The sequence below is a fragment of the Photobacterium sp. Alg240-V54 genome (genome assembly GCF_900537155.1).
GTDB lineage: Bacteria > Pseudomonadota > Gammaproteobacteria > Enterobacterales > Vibrionaceae > Photobacterium.
Genome location: NZ_UNRL01000008.1, coordinates 15,447 through 34,213 on the forward strand (window position 1 = coordinate 15,447; position 18,767 = coordinate 34,213).

The following is an 18,767-nucleotide window of genomic DNA, read 5'->3' on the forward strand; positions in this document are numbered from 1 at the left end:
CCGGTGGTATTTTTACCTTGTTTTGTATCCACTGTCTGCGTGAAAAATATTCCAGTTTCATTGGAATATTCCTACTACAAAAAACAACGATTAGTCACTACCCCCGCATGTGATATGGGGTAGTTTGGATCACTTATCAGCGATCTGAGGAACCTATGGTTTACTCTTATACCGAGAAAAAGCGTATCCGTAAGGATTTTGGTAAGCGTCCACAAGTGTTGGATGCACCATACTTGCTATCGATCCAGCTTGATTCTTTCCAAAAATTTATCGAGCAGGATCCTGAAGGGCATTACGGTCTAGAAGCTGCCTTTCGCTCTGTTTTTCCAATCCAGAGCTATAATGGCAATTCCGAGCTGCAATACGTTAGCTATCGTCTCGGTGAGCCGGTCTTCGATGTCAAAGAATGTCAAATTCGTGGCGTAACTTATTCTGCTCCACTACGCGTGAAGCTACGTCTGGTCATGTATGATCGTGACGCGCCGGCTGGCACCGTAAAAGACATTAAAGAACAAGAAGTTTACATGGGCGAAATTCCGCTCATGACAGATAACGGTACATTCGTTATTAACGGTACCGAGAGGGTTATCGTATCTCAGCTGCACCGTAGTCCTGGTGTATTCTTTGACAGCGATAAGGGTAAAACCCACTCCTCAGGTAAAGTGTTATATAACGCTCGTGTTATTCCTTACCGTGGTTCATGGTTGGATTTCGAGTTCGATCCTAAGGATAATGTTTTCGTACGTATCGACCGTCGTCGTAAACTACCTGCGTCTATTATCCTTCGCGCACTTAACTACACAACTGAACAGATTCTTGACATGTTCTTCGATAAGATTAATTTCGAAGTACGCGGCAAATCTCTAGTTATGGAGTTGGTACCTGATCGTCTACGTGGCGAAACTGCAAGCTTTGATATCGAAGCGAACGGCACAGTTTACGTAGAGCAAGGTCGTCGTATCACTGCTCGTCATATTCGTCAATTGGCGAAAGATGGCATTGATAGCATCGAAGTACCTGTTGAATATATCGTTGGCAAGATCGCATCTCGTGATTACATCAACGAAGAAACTGGCGAACTGATTGTTACGGCTAACCAAGAATTAAGCTTGGAAGCATTAGCTCTTCTATCTCAGGCTGGTCATAAGTCTATTGAAGTTCTATTTACGAACGATTTAGATCACGGCCCGTACATGTCAGAAACACTACGTGTTGATAACAGTACAGACCGTCTAAGTGCATTGGTAGAAATCTACCGTATGATGCGCCCTGGCGAGCCACCAACACGCGAAGCAGCTGATCAATTATTTGAAAGCTTGTTCTTCTCAGAAGATCGTTACGATCTTTCTGCTGTTGGTCGTATGAAGTTCAACAGTTCTCTTCTTCGTGAAGAAATAACTGGTCCTGGTATCCTGAGCAACGAAGACATCATTGAAGTGATGAAGAAGTTGATCGATATCCGTAACGGTAAAGGTGAAGTTGATGATATCGACCACCTTGGTAACCGTCGTATTCGCTCTGTGGGCGAAATGGCTGAAAACCAATTCCGTGTAGGTCTAGTTCGTGTTGAGCGTGCTGTTAAAGAGCGTCTAAGTTTAGGCGATCTTGATGCAATCATGCCTCAAGACTTAATTAACGCGAAGCCTATTTCTGCGGCAGTGAAAGAGTTCTTTGGCTCTTCTCAATTGTCACAGTTTATGGACCAGAACAACCCGTTGTCAGAAGTTACTCACAAACGTCGTATCTCGGCGCTTGGTCCAGGTGGTCTGACTCGTGAACGTGCTGGCTTTGAGGTTCGAGACGTACACGCGACTCACTACGGTCGTCTATGTCCTATCGAAACTCCTGAAGGTCCAAACATCGGTCTAATCAACTCGCTATCTGTATTTGCGCGTTGTAACCCTTACGGTTTCTTGGAAACACCTTACCGTAAAGTTGTAGACGGAAAAGTTTCGGATCACATCGAATACCTATCAGCAATTGAAGAAGGTCTATACGTTATTGCACAGGCAAACGCCGCGCTTAACGAAGATGGTTCTTTTGCTGACGAATTGATCACTGCTCGTCAGAAAGGCGATTCAGGTCTGCACCCACGTGACCATGTTCAATACATGGACGTTGCAACCAACCAGGTTGTATCTGTGGCTGCATCCCTAATCCCGTTCCTAGAACACGATGATGCTAACCGTGCCCTTATGGGTGCGAACATGCAACGTCAGGCAGTTCCAACTATTCGTGCTGATAAGCCGTTAGTAGGTACTGGTATTGAGCGTCAGATCGGTGTTGACTCAGGTGTAACTGCTGTTGCTAAACGTGGCGGCCAAGTTCAGTCTGTAGATGCTTCTCGTATCGTTATCAAAGTTAACGAAGACGAATTGATCCCTGGTGAAGCAGGTATCGATATCTACAACCTAACTAAGTACACCCGTTCTAACCAGAACACATGTATTAACCAGCGTCCTACCGTACTACCTGGCGAGCCAGTAGCACGTGGTGATGTTCTTGCTGATGGTCCTTCAACAGACCTTGGTGAGCTAGCGCTTGGTCAAAACATGCGTATCGCGTTCATGCCTTGGAACGGTTACAACTTCGAAGACTCCATCTTAGTTTCTGAGCGTGTAGTTCAGGAAGATCGTTTCACAACTATCCACATTCAAGAGCTTTCTTGTGTGGCGCGTGATACGAAGCTGGGTTCTGAAGAAATCACTGCCGATATCCCTAACGTGGGTGAAGCAGCGCTTTCTAAGTTGGACGAATCAGGTATCGTTTACATCGGTGCAGAAGTGAAGGGTGGCGACATCCTAGTTGGTAAAGTGACACCTAAGGGTGAAACACAACTAACACCTGAAGAGAAGCTTCTACGAGCTATCTTTGGTGAAAAAGCTTCTGACGTTAAAGATTCATCTCTACGTGTTCCTGGTAGTGTTACTGGTACGATCATTGACGTACAAGTATTTACTCGCGACGGCGTTGAGAAAGACAAGCGTGCTCTTGAAATTGAAGAGATGCAGCTGAAAGAAGCGAAGAAAGACATCACAGAAGAATTCCAGATCCTTGAGGGTGGTCTTCTTGCTCGTGTACGTACGCTTCTACTATCTGCAGGTTACGGCGAAGAGAAAATCTCTACAATGAACCGCGATACGTTGTTTGCACAAACGCTTGACGACGAATCTTTACAGAACCAATTGGAACAGCTTGCAGAACAGTATGATGAACTGAAAGCTGAGTTCGATAAGAAGTTTGAAACTAAGCGTCGTAAAATCACTCAGGGTGATGACTTAGCGCCTGGCGTACTTAAGATTGTTAAAGTATACCTAGCTGTTCGTCGTCGTATCCAACCTGGTGATAAGATGGCAGGTCGTCACGGTAACAAGGGTGTAATCTCTAAGATCAACCCTGTTGAAGACATGCCATACGATGAAAAAGGTCAAACGGTTGATATCGTACTAAACCCATTGGGTGTACCGTCACGTATGAACATCGGTCAGATCCTTGAGACTCACTTAGGTCTTGCGGCGAAAGGTATCGGTGACAAACTTAACGATATGCTGAAAGAACAGCAGGAGTTACATAAGTTCCGTAACTTCCTACAACGTGTTTACAATCTTGGTGATACTCGCCAGAAAGTTGACATTGCTGAACTATCAGACGACGAAGTACGTACACTTGTACAAAACCTTCGTAAAGGTCTACCAATTGCAACGCCTGTATTTGATGGTTGTCCAGAATCATCTATCAAAGAGTTGCTACAACTTGGTGATCTACCATCGTCTGGCCAGCTGAAGTTGTTTGATGGCCGTACTGGTGATGCATTTGAGCGTCCTGTAACTGTAGGTTACATGTACATGCTTAAACTGAACCACTTGGTTGATGACAAGATGCACGCCCGTTCTACCGGTTCTTACAGCCTAGTTACTCAGCAGCCGCTGGGTGGTAAAGCTCAGTTCGGTGGTCAGCGTTTCGGTGAGATGGAAGTGTGGGCGCTTGAAGCATATGGCGCAGCATACACCCTTCAAGAAATGCTAACCGTTAAGTCAGATGACGTTAACGGCCGTACTAAGATGTATAAGAACATCGTAGACGGTGATCATCGTATGGAACCTGGTATGCCGGAATCATTCAACGTATTGTTGAAAGAAATCCGCTCGTTGGGTATCAACATCGAGCTGGAAGACGAATAAGATTAGGTTAGTCACCTATACTTATTAGTTACTCCGGTATAAATATGAAGGCGCCAGTAGACTGGCGCCTTTATGGGTCAACTCCTCACAGGAGCCGAATGTGAAAGACTTACTTAAGTTTCTGAAAGCACAACATAAGACCGAAGAATTTGATGCTATCAAAATCGGTCTAGCTTCACCTGACATGATTCGTTCATGGTCTTTTGGTGAAGTTAAAAAGCCAGAAACAATCAACTATCGTACCTTCAAGCCTGAGCGTGACGGTCTTTTCTGTGCACGTATCTTTGGCCCGGTAAAAGACTACGAGTGTCTTTGTGGCAAGTACAAGCGCCTGAAGCACCGTGGTGTGATCTGTGAAAAATGTGGTGTTGAAGTTACTCAGACTAAAGTACGCCGTGAGCGTATGGGTCACATTGAGCTTGCTTCACCTGTTGCCCACATCTGGTTCTTAAAGTCACTACCATCTCGTATTGGTCTGTTAATGGACATGCCTCTACGTGATATCGAACGTGTACTTTACTTTGAATCATACGTAGTTATCGAACCTGGTATGACCAACCTTGAGCGTAGCCAGCTGCTTTCTGAAGAGCAGTACTTGGATGCACTTGAAGAGTGGGGCGACGAGTTCGACGCTAAGATGGGCGCAGAAGCGGTTAAAGCACTTTTAGGCAACATGGACCTAAATGCTGAAATCGAAAATATGCGTGAAGAGTTAGAAGAAACTAACTCTGAAACTAAGCGTAAGAAGCTAACGAAGCGTCTTAAGCTAGTTGAAGCTTTCCTACAGTCTGGAAACAACCCTGAGTGGATGATCCTGTCTGTATTGCCAGTATTACCGCCGGATCTACGTCCGTTGGTACCACTAGACGGCGGCCGTTTCGCGACGTCAGATCTGAACGATCTTTACCGTCGTGTAATCAACCGTAACAACCGTCTAAAGCGTCTTTTAGACCTGGCTGCTCCTGATATCATCGTACGTAACGAAAAGCGTATGCTGCAGGAATCTGTTGATGCATTGCTAGATAACGGTCGTCGTGGCCGCGCTATCACAGGCTCTAACAAGCGTCCTCTGAAATCTTTGGCTGACATGATCAAAGGTAAGCAGGGTCGTTTCCGTCAGAACTTGCTTGGTAAGCGTGTAGACTACTCAGGTCGTTCTGTTATCACAGTAGGTCCATACCTACGTTTGCACCAGTGTGGTCTTCCTAAGAAGATGGCACTAGAGCTATTTAAGCCATTCATCTATGGCAAGCTAGAGACACGTGGTCTTGCGACTACTATCAAAGCTGCTAAGAAGATGGTTGAGCGCGAAGAAGCGATCGTTTGGGATATCCTAGACGAAGTAATTCGTGAGCACCCAGTAATGCTTAACCGTGCACCAACATTGCACCGTTTAGGTATTCAGGCGTTTGAACCAACACTAATCGAAGGTAAAGCGATTCAGCTTCACCCACTAGTTTGTGCGGCATACAACGCCGACTTCGATGGTGACCAGATGGCGGTTCACTTGCCATTGACTCTTGAAGCACAGCTTGAAGCACGTGCTCTAATGATGTCTACCAACAACATCCTTTCACCAGCATCTGGTGATCCGATCATCGTACCTTCTCAGGACGTTGTATTGGGTCTTTACTACATGACGCGTGAGAAAATCAACGCGAAGGGTGAAGGAATGTACCTTGCTGGACCAGCAGAAGCTGAGAAAGCATACCGTACTAAGAGTGCAGAGCTTCACGCTCGCGTTAAAGTACGTATTACAGAATTTGTGAAAGATGAGCAGGGTAACTTTGTTGAGAATACTCAACTTGTTGATACTACTGTTGGTCGTGCAATGCTATGGCCTATCGTTCCTAAAGGTCTGCCATACAGCCTTGTAAACACTGAAGCACTTGGTAAGAAGCAAATTTCTAAGCTTCTTAACACTTGTTACCGTAAGTTGGGCATGAAAGATACTGTTATCTTTGCTGACCAAATTATGTACACAGGTTTTGCTTACGCGGCACTTTCTGGTGTATCTGTTGGTATCGACGATATGGTTGTACCTGCGGCTAAGTACACTAAGATCGCTGAAGCTGAAGCAGAAGTTGCTGAAATTCAAGAACAGTTCCAGTCAGGTCTTGTGACTGCTGGTGAACGTTACAACAAAGTTATCGATATCTGGGCTACAGCCAACGAACAAGTTGCTAAAGCGATGATGGATAACTTGTCTTTCGATACCGTGATTAACCGTGACGGCGTTGAAGAACAACAGAAATCGTTCAACAGTGTATACATGATGGCCGACTCTGGTGCGCGTGGTTCTGCTGCACAGATTCGTCAGTTGGCGGGTATGCGTGGTCTGATGGCTAAGCCGGATGGCTCAATCATCGAAACGCCGATCACTGCGAACTTCCGTGAAGGTCTAAACGTACTCCAGTACTTTATTTCTACGCACGGTGCTCGTAAGGGTCTTGCGGATACCGCACTTAAGACAGCGAACTCAGGTTACCTAACGCGTCGTCTAGTAGACGTTGCCCAAGACGTGGTAATCACAGCAGATGACTGTGGTACTCACGCTGGTATCACCATGATGCCTCTTATCGAGGGTGGTGATGTTAAGGAACAACTAGGCGATCGTGTTCTTGGTCGTGTTGTTGCTGAAGATGTCTTTATTCCTGGCACAGAAGAAGTTCTAGCACCACGTAATACACTTCTTGATGAGAAGTGGTGTGAGATCCTAGAAGCGAACTCTGTTGACCAAGTTAAAGTACGTTCTGTTGTAACGTGTGAGAATGACTTCGGTTGTTGTAAGTTCTGTTACGGTCGTGACCTTGCTCGTGGTCACCTGATCAACTCAGGTGAAGCAGTAGGTGTTGTTGCAGCGCAGTCTATCGGTGAACCTGGTACACAGCTAACAATGCGTACGTTCCACATCGGTGGTGCGGCATCAGCAGCAGCTGCAGATAATAAGATCGTAGTGAAAACTACCGGTTCTATGAAACTGCACAATGCGAAGTTCGTAACTAACAATGCAGGTAAGCTTGTAATTACTTCTCGTGCATCTGAGCTAAGCATCATTGATAAGCTTGGTCGTACGAAAGAGAACTACAAACTGTCTTACGGTACGTTGCTAACTAAAGGTGATGGCGCCGAGGTTGTTGCTGGTGAAACAGTAGCAAACTGGGAAGCTCACACCATGCCAATCATCACTGAAGTGGCTGGTCGTATCCAGTTCGTTGACATGATTGATGGCGTAACAGTTTCTCGCCAAACAGATGATCTAACTGGTCTATCTTCAAGCGAAGTAACTGATCCAGCAGCACGTCCAGCAGCAGGTAAAGATATGCGTCCAGCTATCAAACTTGTTGATGCAGATGGTAACGATGTAATGATCCCTGGTACTGATATGCCAGCTCAATACTTCCTACCTGGTAAGGCGATTGTTCAGCTTGACGATGGCGCTATGGTTGGCATCGGTGATACGTTATCACGTATTCCGCAAAAATCTGGCGGTAACAAGGATATCACGGGTGGTCTACCACGCGTTGCTGACTTGTTTGAAGCACGTAAGCCTAAAGAACCAGCTATCTTGGCAGAAATTACCGGTGCAGTGTCATTTGGTAAAGAAACTAAAGGTAAGCGTCGCTTGATCATCACACCAACTGATGGTCAACCGTACGAAGAGATGATCCTGAAGCATCGCCAACTTAACGTTTTCGAAGGTGAAAAAGTTGAGAAGGGTGACGTAATTGCTGATGGTCCTGAAACTCCGCACGATATTCTACGTCTACGTGGTGTACACGCAGTTGCAGAATACATTGTTAACGAAGTTCAGGAAGTTTACCGTCTACAAGGCGTTAAGATTAATGATAAGCACATTGAGACTATCATTCGTCAAATGCTACGTAAGGTAACTATCACTGCAGCTGGTGACTCTGACTTCCTAGAAGGCGAGCAAGTTGAATTCTCTCGCGTAACGATTGCTAACCGTCAGCTTGAAGCTGAAGGTAAGACACCAGTAAGTTTCTCACGTGACTTACTAGGTATCACTAAAGCATCGCTTGCGACTGAGTCATTCATCTCAGCCGCGTCGTTCCAGGAAACAACGCGCGTACTAACAGAAGCAGCTGTTTCTGGTAAGCGTGATGAGCTTCGTGGTCTGAAAGAGAACGTAATCGTGGGTCGTTTGATCCCAGCGGGTACTGGTTTCTCTTACCACCAACGTCGCCAGAATCAACGTAATGTTGAACTGGAGCCAGTAGCACCACAAGTTGATGCAGAGCAAGCCTCTCAAGACTTAGCGGCACTATTGAATGCAGGTCTTAACGACGAGAATTAATTCTTGGCGTGACTGATTCTAAAAGGCATCCTTCGGGGTGCCTTTTTTATTGGCTGCTATTTGGGATCTGAGAATAATCTTGAGGTGCGAGGTGCGAGGTGCGAGGTGCGAGGTGCGAGGTGCGAGGTGCGAGGTGCGAGGTGCGAGGTGCGAGGTGCGAGAGATGCACTAAAATAGGTGGCAGCACTGTACTGCCACAATAATAAGTGAGTTGCTATTGATGCTGGTGGTTAAGCACCAGGCGGACAAGCAAGACTATCACTGATTAATTCAATCAACTTATCTTCTAACGCAAAGCGTGATTCCATCTGTTCACCAATCTGCGATAAATCATCATCAAGAGTATCTAATGGGTCATTATCATTGATGGCGCCATAGCGATCATTGAAGTTTAATAATGGTTCAGTTGTTAGGGTGATTTTCGCATAGAGGGCAGACATTTCTTCAGTGGGTGAAAAGCCTGTTTGATGCCAGCGCGCCATTACGTTATCGTAAATCTTAAAGTGACCCGCTGAAATATAATCAACGAGATCTTCACTAAATAAACACAGTTTGGACGCGGTAGGTAGATGACGATTATCATCATTGGGAGTGATACCGATTAATTTACAATAATCGATCAGCAGTTGTTGGCGCATCATTAGCCATTGATCAATAACATCGTTATGGCCGCCCCATTCTTTTTTAACTTGTTCAAATTTACTAAGCATGAGCACATCCTCATGATATATCAGCATCTTAACTGGATGCTTGTGCGATCCGGCTCTTGATATAAGAGATATGGTTTCGGATAAATATTCCGTTCAAGATTAGATTGCCAGTAAATTTACGCCGCTGCAAGGATGAAAGTAATAAAAATGTTAAAAAATGAGAATATGGCTTATTGGTGTGTGATTAGAGATGGCAAGCTATTGTTACAAAACGGCAGTTTGCCGTTGTGTTCATCTGAAGAGCTTATTTGTAGCACTGCAAGTAAGCGTTTTATCGGTGATTTTAATTCGATAGCTGTATATTGGTTAGTTGAAGAAAGTGGTTTTAATGATAGTGATTTTTTTAATTTAAGAGAGCTACTTGGCTGTGATAGTCGGTTATTTGCATTAGCAGGTAGAGCGATTCAATTAAATTATATGCTCCAAAGTCAGCGCTTTTGTTGCCATTGTGGTGATTCGATGCGATTAGATACCAAAGTATTGGCGATGCACTGTGCTGGTTGTCATAGTATTCATTACCCACGAGTATCACCGTGTGTCATTGTCGCAGTACGTAAAAATAACCAATTGTTGCTCGCACAACATCCACGTCATAAAACCGGTATGTATACTGTGATTGCAGGGTTTATTGAACCGGGTGAAACTGCAGAACAATGCGTCGCGCGCGAAGTGTTAGAAGAAACCGGTATTACAGTAAAAAATATTCGTTATTTTGATAGTCAGCCATGGGCATTTCCATCTAATTTGATGCTTGGTTTTACTGCTGATTATGCGAGTGGCGATATCAAACCCGATTATGAAGAATTAACCGATGCAATGTGGGCAACAGCAGAGCAACTCCCTGACGTCGCACCACGAGGGACGATAGCGCGACGGTTAATAGACCATACGCTGTCAATTGCTAGTACTAGCTTGTAATTAATAACAATCACATTTAACGCGTTATCGTATCGTTATTGCCTATTGATAGAATAAGATATGCTCTGTTTTGTTCTGAGTAATGAATGATACAATAAATGCAGAATTTACCCATGGAGTCTCAAATGAGCGAATTAAAGAATGACCGCTATCTACGTGCGCTACTAAAGCAGCCTGTAGATTGCACACCTGTATGGATGATGCGTCAGGCTGGCCGTTACCTACCTGAGTATCGTGCGACACGTGGTGTTGCTGGTGACTTCATGTCGCTATGTAAAAATGCTGAATTAGCCAGTGAAGTCACACTTCAACCGCTTAAGCGGTTCCCGCTTGATGCTGCCATTTTATTTTCTGATATTTTAACTATTCCTGATGCAATGGGTCTTGGCTTGTATTTTGAAGCGGGCGAAGGACCTAAATTTAGTCATCCGATTACCTGTAAAGCAGACGTGGAGCGTATTGGTATTCCCGATCCTGAAGGTGAGCTGCAATATGTAATGAATGCGGTACGCCAAATTCGTCACGATCTACAAGGTGAAGTACCATTAATCGGTTTCTCTGGTAGCCCATGGACTTTGGCGACATATATGGTTGAAGGTGGTAGCTCTAAGGCTTTCACTAAAATCAAAAAGATGATGTATGCCGAACCACAAACACTGCACCTATTGCTCGATAAGCTAGCTGATAGCGTAATAGAGTACTTAAACGCACAGATCAAAGCGGGTGCGCAGGCTGTAATGGTATTTGATACATGGGGTGGTGTATTAACTCCACGTGACTACAATGAGTTCTCATTGCGTTACATGCATAAGATTGTTGATGGCTTAATTCGCGAGAATGATGGTCGTCGCGTACCTGTGACGTTATTTACTAAAAATGGCGGCATGTGGTTAGAGCAAATTGCAGCGACAGGCTGTGATGCTGTTGGCCTTGATTGGACGATTGATATTGCGGAAGCAAAACGCCGTATCGGTGATAAGGTGGCGCTACAAGGTAATATGGATCCATCAGTGTTATATGCTCAGCCTGAACGTATCCGTCAAGAAGTTGCTTCTATTTTAGAAGGCTTTGGCGATGGCGGTACTGGGCATGTATTTAACTTAGGCCATGGTATTCACCTTGATGTACCGCCTGAGAATGCCGGTGTTTTTGTTGATGCTGTGCATGAGCTTTCAAAGCCATACCATAAATAACCATTGTTTTAGAAATAGACTTTAAACAGTATATTTCAAACTCAAGGTTAATAAAAACCACACCATTTTGGTGTGGTTTTTTTTGTCATTATTTAATGGACGGTAAAAACACACACGAGGCGAGTAGGATCTTGCTAGGATCGTTGTTGTTATCGGGATGTAATTTTGTGACGGCATTAATGGTTAGTGGTCTAATGTATTAATAACCTCTTTTTAAATCAATGAGATATTCAAGTTTTTGCTGTTGTTGAAAACGTAAGTAGTTAGTTTTAAATATAGTAAATACTTGTTCAGGGAAGCTTTCTGCTGCGATATGGGGGGTAATAGTGATCTGTGGATGATCCCAAAATGGATGATCTGTTGCCAATGGCTCGTGCTTGAAGACGTCTAAAAATGCATGTTGTAGGTAATGTTGCTCAAGCGCATGTATTAAATCAGCTTCATTGACACTATTGCCACGACCGACATTGAAAAAAAGCGCGTTTTTGCAGTGCTTTAGGTGGTGTCGATCAAAAACATCATCGGTTTGTGAGGTTGCAGGTAAAATAGAAACCACATAGTCGGCTTGAGTCAGCGCGCAATCGAGATCGCTGATAGCATAAGTATGATTAAAATCAGTACTGGCACTAATACCACTGCGATTAACGCCAATGATACGGCAACCAAATGCTGCTGCAACTTTAGCAAGATGTTGGCCGATGGTACCTGTACCAACAATGACCATGGTTTTGGTCGCCATTGATTGATAACTGATTGGGTGCCATTGCTGCTGTTGTTGCTGTAAAGCATAGCGACAAAAATGGCGTTGGTAGTTAAGGATGTGGCCAATAACATATTCAGCGATCAGTGGCCCAAAGATCCCGCGAATATTCGTCAGTTGATAATCTTGCCTTAGATGTGGCTTGATCAACGTGTCAATGCCTGCATAAGTGGATTGTAGCCACTGCAGATGTGGGTAATCATTTAAGCTGGTGGCGATCAACGGCGGATCTGCCAGCAGTACTGTTGCTTGGTTGGGGTCTTCGGTAATAACTAACTGTGGTAGTTTAGCGGCAGTCAGTAATTGCACATAACGCTGCTGTTGGCGAGAGACGATCTTAATTTTGATCATGCTTTTCCTTTTGTAGCCTTCGTTTATCAAGTAAACTTCAATCTAAATCACTACCGTAGATTATCCCATGCTTAAGAATCCAATCCAGTTACGTTTAGAAAAATTAGAACCTTGGCAACATCTTACCTTTATGGTGTCGTTGTGTGAGCGTATGTATCCGAACTATGCCTTCTTCTGTGCTGAAACACAGTTCACTGATGGCCAGCGTTACCGAGTGATCTTAGACAGTGTATGGGAGATCCTCACGGTTAAAAATGCCAAGATTAACTTTGAAAGCCAGCTTGAAAAGTTAGAAGATATGGTCCCAAGTGAAAATGATTACGATCTATATGCAGTACGTCCTGCGATTGATGCGTGTGTTGCATTGGCTGATCTTCTACACGCGATGTTGGATCGTGACTTAATGATGGAAACTGTGGTTAAGTTAAGTGCATTATCTGCTGAAACTGTGGCTGATTTAGAATCGGCTCAAACAGGGATTGAAATTACTAACGACAATCAAAAGCAAAATGAAGCAGTATGCGCTGAGTGGGATACTCAGTGGGAAATTTTCCGTGCGCTCAAAGAAGCAGAAAGTCGTGATATTGATTTAATCAAAGATTTACGTGCTGAGTTACGTGATGAGCCAATCAGTAATATTGGTATCGCATTGTAATTAATCGCTAGCGATAACATTAAGAAGAAGCCTTTTGGCTTCTTTTTTTTTGCTATTGTTTATAAAAATGTTGCCATATTGTCGTTTGAACTGTAATGAATAAATGACATTAGTGCGGAAATAATTAGACGACAAGTGTTTTTTGTTAATAATTTGTTTTATTGGTGGTGGTTTTTTATTCTGATTTTTAAGTTTAAAAGCAGTGAATATGACTGGTTGATGAGTTAAGTTTACGCCATTCGACTTATTTTATTTTGGCTCTTGTAATTGTATCCCTTCAGCGTTTATAACATAACCACTGCGTAGCACCTAAGCTACGCCATTCGTGGTCTGTTGGTTTGAAGGGGGCAAATATGAAATATTGTATCGTAAACACTATTGTATCTTGCCGCATTCCACCAATGGTTGCTGATAGCACAACATTGATTGCTACTTCAAAGCTCTTGCTCTCTCTGAATCTTATTCAGGGCTGACAGGCCATACCCATTTTTCTGTCAGCTTGTGAGCAAGCTGGCAGGATAGATATCATCACTTTTCCCACCTCGCTTTCTCCAAGCTTCAAGTAACGACCAAGGAATACTATGTTAAGTGCACGCAATATCGCCGCCTTAGGCTTCATGACATTCGCCATGTACTTAGGTGCTGGCAATTTAATTTTCCCTCCCTATTTAGGTTATCAAGCTGGAGAGAATTTTCTCAGTGGTATGGCGGGTTTCTTATTAACTGGCGTTGGTCTACCTGCAATAGCATTAGTGATTGTCGCTTGGGTGCGAGGTTCTGATAATTTAACTGCGGCATTACCTAAACCATTGGCGACAGGCTTTTGGGTGATGTTGTTTATTGTTATTGGTCCTGCCTTTATCATTCCACGTACTATTACCGTTGCTTACCAATTTAGTTTGGCACCGTTTATCGGTGATAGTGGTTTGATCCCATTCTCGGCGCTGTTCTGTTTAGCGGCTATTTTGTTCTCATTATATCCAGGTAAGTTAGTTGATACGCTTGGAAAATGGTTAACGCCAGTGTTATTAACTATTTTAACCATTATGGCTGTGGTGGCATTGTTATATCCATCTGGTCAGGTTGAAGTTGCCTCAGGACCTTATGCGACAGGTGCAATGGCTGAAGGCATGACTCAGGGCTACATGACCATGGATGCATTAGGCTCGATTGGCTTTGGGTGGGTGATTTTCAGAGCGATTGAGGGCATGGGGGTTAAATGCTCGAAAGCGATTGCCAAATATACATTTATTGCGGCTCTAATGTATGCCACAGCGATGGCGTTAGTATATTTATCATTGGCATATATTGGAGTAACCAGTGCCAATTTAGGTTCAAGCTTTGCTAATGGTGGTGAAATTCTTACTGCGTTTACCAATGCTCATTTTGGTGCCTTTGGAACCATTATTTTAGGTTCGGTGTTAGTGTTAGCATGTTTGACTACCGCGATTGGGGTTACGACCGCCGGTAGTGAGTTTTATAGCCGTAGCTTTAGTAAAATAACTTACCCTAAAAGTGTGTGGGTGATCATGGTGTTATCTGGCTTGATTGCGAATGTTGGGTTGGCGCAGTTATTAGAAGTAACTTTACCTGTCGTGGTAGCGTTGCATCCGATTGCAATTGCGCTGTTAATGATCGCACCACTACGCCACCAATTATCTCAAGTTGCAGTATTGGCTGTTGTTGCAACTGCAGCTGTATTTGGTTGTATTGATGCCGCACATATTTTAGGCGCAATGCCAGCAACGGTTGATAATGCATTAACAGCAAATTTACCGTTATATCATTACTACGCAGGTTGGATTTTACCAACGGTAGCGGTATTGGTGGTTGGCTTGATCGTCAGTCGTATCATGGGTGGACGTTATTGTGTTGATAACAGTGAGTCACTCCATCGCAGCTAGTTAAATAATGCCAATAAAAAAGGGACCGAGAGGTCCCTTGTTTAGATTCTACTTAGTATAAAGCAGTTATCATGACGCTAATTAAATATCATCATCATTATTTTCAATCATCTTATGCTTTTTCTTCCACTTATCCCAACGCTGATAAGCCAGTTGCTGCATGTCAGTATTTTTATCTGCTTCATCGACAATTTCTTCGCCAACTAAGCTTTCAAAAATATCTTCCAGTGTTACTAAGCCTTGTACTGTACCGTATTCATCAACAATCAGAATAAGCTGTGAACGTTCTTGCATTAAACGTTCAAATGCTTTGGGTACGCTTACGTTGTTCATGATCACCGGCAGTGGGCGCATGAGCGTGCCGAGTTCCTGACCACCTTTGCCTGCTTGGCTTTCTGCAAACAGTTCTAAGCGGTGTACAAAGCCAACAATATTATCGCTTTGCTCGCTGAACACTAATGGGCGTGAAAATGGACTACTTTTGTATTTTGCTAAAAATTCGTTGATGGTTTGCTGTGCATTGACGCGGAATAACACCGGTCGTGGCGTCATGATTTTAGTTACGCTCACATCTTTAAATTGCAGTAGGTTAGTCAGAATTTTAGACTCACCCGCACCTAATTCACCAGACTCGTGAGCTAACATTGCCATTGCTGATAATTCATCGCGTAGTTTAGGTTGGACGTGGCCATGGGCTAAACGACGCGTGATCTGTTCTGAGATCCACACTAATGGCATTAATAACACGACCATCCAGCGCAATAATATTGCACTCGTTGGCGCTAATTGACGCCAGTAAGTCGCACCAATTGTTTTGGGTATGATTTCTGACAGTAATAAAATACCGACGGTTAATGCGCCAGAGAAAACACCCAGCCACTCACTACCAAAGACCACTGTCGCTTGCGCACCTGCTGTTGCTGCACCGACGGTATGAGCGACGGTATTTAGGGTTAGAATCGAGGCTAAGGGGCGATCTATATTATCTTTGAGTGCGGCAAGTTTAGCTGCTGCTGGGTGGTTTTGTTGACGTAAAGTGCCGATATATCCCGGCGAAATACTCAATAAAACCGCTTCTAAAACGGAACAAATAAACGACACCCCTATAGCTACAGAGATGTAAATCGTAAGCAGTACCATATCAACCTGTCAATTAATCAGCGAATTTCGGCTATATTAATCGGGGCGAGTGGAAATAAAAACAACTCTTTTTTGAATGTTATTAGTAACATTTTGTGAACTTTAGCTCAGTTTATGGTTAAAGAGTCTCCATTTAGACAGATAAAAGCTGACAAACCTTTGCCACACAGGCTTCTTTTGAATTAGAGTTGGGCGGTATTAAGCCCAAAACCTTAGAAGGGAAACCGAATGAACAAGACCCAACTGATTGACCTGATCGCAGAAAAAGCAGATTTGTCTAAAGCACAAGCAAAATTAGCATTGGAAGCTACTCTTGAAGGCGTTACTGATGCGCTTAAAGATGGTGACCAGGTTCAACTAATTGGCTTTGGTACATTTAAAGTGAATCATCGTGCAGCTCGCACTGGCCGTAACCCACAAACGGGTGCGGAAATTCAAATTGCCGCTGCTAACGTTCCTGCGTTCGTATCTGGCAAAGCACTTAAAGACGCATTAAAGTAATTTAAAATAACGCCAGAATGCTCCACTGCATCTGGCGCTTTTTTATGGTACGTATAACGCTTTCTCTGGTGGTTGCATTTTTACTTACAGGCTGTGCAGCAAGCGACATAGCTGAAAATGCAGTAATTACGCCTAAAACTGTCACAGTTGCCCAAGCTGCAACTGATGGTCCTCATTTTTATTGGTATACCTTCCGTCCTAATCAACCTATAACGCTCAATGAGCGTGTATTTACCTCTAACCAAGGGCAATATCAGGCTAGCTATCGTTGGCGCTCAGGAAAGCTGTTTGAGCTCTATCAGCAAGGCCAACAGCGTGTTGATGGCTCTGTTACTCCATTTTCATTGCAATTACGGTTTGATAGTGATGGTTTAGCAGTGTTTCAGCGTTATCAGCAAGGGCAAACCATTGTGCCATTAACCAATGCCGCAATAGCAAAACTACATCGTCAAGTACTAAGGTTAGCGGCTAAAGTTGAGCAACTAAGTCAACATCGGCATTCATGGGTGCAAGGGCACTGGCAACAACAGCAGTTTATTCCTTGCCAGCAACAACAACCAGTTGACGTTATTGCTCAATCAAGCGCTGAAAAATTATCGGGCCAAGGATATATGGCGGTAAGTGGACAGTTGCAGCAAGGGCAATTAATGGTTGATGATATTTTATTGCAGCGACCACAGTTACAATGTTTGGTGGCACCTAATTTATTAAAGCAGTAATTGTTGTTAGCAGTAGATCAAAAAAACGCGCCGATTAAGCGCGTTTTTTAGGTTATGAGGGAGCGGTATGATTACTGTTGTTCGCGAGCAATGGCGCGGTAACCAATGTCATCACGGTGGAACATACCATTCCACGAAATTTGCTTGGCTAACGCATAAGCGTGTTGTTGTGCTTCAAGGACTGAATCGCCCATTGCGGTTGCACATAATACTCGACCACCATTTGTCACAACATCACCGTGAGCATTATGGGTAGTTCCTGCATGGAATATTTTTTCTCCCGCAGACTCTGGCTGAGATAAGTCACTGATAATATCACCTTTGTGATAGTCACCAGGATAGCCGCCAGCCGCGAGTACAATACCTATAGCAGCCCGTGGATCCCACTTAGATTCGACACTATCGAGTTTCTCATCAATCGCTGCTAAACATAGTTCCACTAAATCAGATTGCATCCGCAGCATGATCGGTTGAGTTTCTGGATCACCAAAACGGCAGTTATATTCAATCACTTTTGGGGTGCCGTCAGCCATTACCATTAAGCCTGCATAGAGGAATCCGGTATACGGTGCGCCTTCTGCTGCCATGCCTTCAATGGTTGGGTAGATCACTTCTTCCATTACGCGATCATGAATGTCTTGGGTGACGACTGGCGCAGGTGAATATGCACCCATACCGCCAGTATTGAGACCGGTATCGCCATTACCAACACGTTTATGATCTTGGCTGGTGGCCATTGGTAAGACATTTTTACCATCAACCATCACGATGAAACTGGCTTCTTCACCGTCTAAAAATTCTTCGATAACAACACGATGACCCGCTTCACCAAAGGCATTGCCAGCAAGCATGTCGCGCACTGCATCTTCGGCTTCTTGTGCTGTCATCGCAACAATCACGCCTTTACCTGCCGCTAAACCATCGGCTTTGACTACAATCGGTGCGCCTTTCTGCTTTAAGTAAGCAAGAGCAGGTTCGATTTCAGTAAAATTTTGGTATTCAGCAGTTGGAATATTGTGGCGCGCTAAAAAATCTTTGGTAAAAGCTTTAGAGCCTTCAAGCTGAGCTGCGGCTTGAGTTGGACCAAAAATGGCTAATCCAGCAGCACGAAACGCATCTACAACGCCAATCACTAATGGGACTTCAGGGCCAACAATGGTCAGTTCAATATGATTGTTCTGTGCAAACGTGACTAAAGAGGCAATATCTTCAACACTGATATCGACATTTTCTAATTTTGGTTCAAGTGCAGTGCCTGCATTACCTGGCGCGATGAAAACCGTCTCAACTTGTGGGTTTTGTGCCGCTTTCCAACCTAATGCGTGTTCACGGCCACCGTTACCAATGATCAGTACTTTCATTGTTAATCCTTATTGCTTTTCGCTAAATACTTAAAAATCTCTACTCTTTACACTAA

12 protein-coding genes are annotated in these 18,767 nt (G+C 43.9%); 8 read left to right on the top strand and 4 right to left on the bottom strand.

Annotated elements, in window-relative coordinates; all coding sequences use genetic code 11:
* Window positions 1-155 precede the first annotated feature (155 nt).
* A complete protein-coding gene (gene rpoB, locus G6R09_RS16090) occupies window positions 156-4,181 on the top strand; it encodes a DNA-directed RNA polymerase subunit beta (protein ID WP_061000597.1) in 4,026 nt (1,341 codons plus the stop codon).
* Between the two features lie 100 nt (window positions 4,182-4,281).
* A complete protein-coding gene (gene rpoC, locus G6R09_RS16095; protein ID WP_065168452.1) occupies window positions 4,282-8,499 on the top strand; it encodes a DNA-directed RNA polymerase subunit beta' in 4,218 nt (1,405 codons plus the stop codon).
* A gap of 230 nt (window positions 8,500-8,729) precedes the next feature.
* Here the strand turns inward: rpoC and G6R09_RS16100 are convergent, their stop codons facing one another.
* Window positions 8,730-9,209: an Rsd/AlgQ family anti-sigma factor gene (locus G6R09_RS16100; RefSeq protein ID WP_061000593.1), complete on the bottom strand. Its 480-nt coding sequence runs from the start codon at window positions 9,207-9,209 to the stop codon at window positions 8,730-8,732.
* Window positions 9,210-9,356: 147 nt separating this feature from the next.
* On the opposite strand from G6R09_RS16100, the gene nudC reads away from it, so the two are divergent.
* Window positions 9,357-10,127: an NAD(+) diphosphatase gene (gene nudC, locus G6R09_RS16105; protein ID WP_163923523.1), complete on the top strand. Its 771-nt coding sequence runs from the start codon at window positions 9,357-9,359 to the stop codon at window positions 10,125-10,127.
* Window positions 10,128-10,252: 125 nt separating this feature from the next.
* Window positions 10,253-11,320, top strand: a complete 1,068-nt coding sequence (gene hemE, locus G6R09_RS16110) for a uroporphyrinogen decarboxylase (RefSeq protein WP_065167940.1) — start codon at window positions 10,253-10,255, stop codon at window positions 11,318-11,320.
* A 199-nt stretch (window positions 11,321-11,519) separates the two neighbouring features.
* On the opposite strand, the gene G6R09_RS16115 is transcribed toward hemE, so the two are convergent.
* Entirely contained in the window at window positions 11,520-12,431 is a 912-nt protein-coding gene (locus G6R09_RS16115; RefSeq protein ID WP_163923526.1) for a D-2-hydroxyacid dehydrogenase, read from the bottom strand.
* A 67-nt stretch (window positions 12,432-12,498) separates the two neighbouring features.
* Here G6R09_RS16115 and G6R09_RS16120 point away from each other — a divergent pair, with 67 nt between their 5' ends.
* Together G6R09_RS16120 and brnQ are read left to right on the top strand one after the other, a co-directional pair.
* Window positions 12,499-13,086, top strand: coding sequence for a YjaG family protein (locus tag G6R09_RS16120; RefSeq protein ID WP_061000585.1), 588 nt, complete (start codon window positions 12,499-12,501; stop codon window positions 13,084-13,086).
* A gap of 581 nt (window positions 13,087-13,667) precedes the next feature.
* A complete protein-coding gene (gene brnQ, locus G6R09_RS16125; RefSeq protein ID WP_163923529.1) occupies window positions 13,668-14,990 on the top strand; it encodes a branched-chain amino acid transport system II carrier protein in 1,323 nt (440 codons plus the stop codon).
* Window positions 14,991-15,071: 81 nt separating this feature from the next.
* On the opposite strand, the gene G6R09_RS16130 is transcribed toward brnQ, so the two are convergent.
* Window positions 15,072-16,130 carry a CNNM domain-containing protein gene (locus G6R09_RS16130; protein WP_087821891.1) on the bottom strand — a complete coding sequence of 353 codons (1,059 nt, stop codon included), beginning with the start codon at window positions 16,128-16,130 and terminating at the stop codon, window positions 15,072-15,074.
* A 228-nt stretch (window positions 16,131-16,358) separates the two neighbouring features.
* On the opposite strand from G6R09_RS16130, the gene hupA reads away from it, so the two are divergent.
* Window positions 16,359-16,631, top strand: a complete 273-nt coding sequence (gene hupA, locus G6R09_RS16135) for a nucleoid-associated protein HU-alpha (protein WP_045032623.1) — start codon at window positions 16,359-16,361, stop codon at window positions 16,629-16,631.
* 44 nt (window positions 16,632-16,675) lie between these two features.
* Complete coding sequence (locus G6R09_RS16140) at window positions 16,676-17,350, top strand: DUF1481 domain-containing protein (protein WP_163923532.1); 675 nt, start codon at window positions 16,676-16,678, stop codon at window positions 17,348-17,350.
* Window positions 17,351-17,421: 71 nt separating this feature from the next.
* On the opposite strand, the gene purD is transcribed toward G6R09_RS16140, so the two are convergent.
* Window positions 17,422-18,711 (bottom strand): phosphoribosylamine--glycine ligase, encoded by a 1,290-nt coding sequence (gene purD / locus G6R09_RS16145; protein ID WP_163923535.1) that lies wholly within the window; start codon window positions 18,709-18,711, stop codon window positions 17,422-17,424.
* Window positions 18,712-18,767 lie beyond the last annotated feature (56 nt).

Coding starts and splice junctions, on each gene's coding strand:
- nudC (WP_163923523.1), top strand. CDS start 9,357: ATGTTAAAAAATGAGAATATGGCTTATTGGTGTGTGATTAGAGATGGC.
- G6R09_RS16120 (WP_061000585.1), top strand. CDS start 12,499: ATGCTTAAGAATCCAATCCAGTTACGTTTAGAAAAATTAGAACCTTGG.
- G6R09_RS16130 (WP_087821891.1), bottom strand. CDS start 16,130: ATGGTACTGCTTACGATTTACATCTCTGTAGCTATAGGGGTGTCGTTT.
- purD (WP_163923535.1), bottom strand. CDS start 18,711: ATGAAAGTACTGATCATTGGTAACGGTGGCCGTGAACACGCATTAGGT.
- G6R09_RS16115 (WP_163923526.1), bottom strand. CDS start 12,431: ATGATCAAAATTAAGATCGTCTCTCGCCAACAGCAGCGTTATGTGCAA.
- brnQ (WP_163923529.1), top strand. CDS start 13,668: ATGTTAAGTGCACGCAATATCGCCGCCTTAGGCTTCATGACATTCGCC.
- G6R09_RS16100 (WP_061000593.1), bottom strand. CDS start 9,209: ATGCTTAGTAAATTTGAACAAGTTAAAAAAGAATGGGGCGGCCATAAC.
- G6R09_RS16140 (WP_163923532.1), top strand. CDS start 16,676: ATGGTACGTATAACGCTTTCTCTGGTGGTTGCATTTTTACTTACAGGC.
- hupA (WP_045032623.1), top strand. CDS start 16,359: ATGAACAAGACCCAACTGATTGACCTGATCGCAGAAAAAGCAGATTTG.
- rpoB (WP_061000597.1), top strand. CDS start 156: ATGGTTTACTCTTATACCGAGAAAAAGCGTATCCGTAAGGATTTTGGT.
- hemE (WP_065167940.1), top strand. CDS start 10,253: ATGAGCGAATTAAAGAATGACCGCTATCTACGTGCGCTACTAAAGCAG.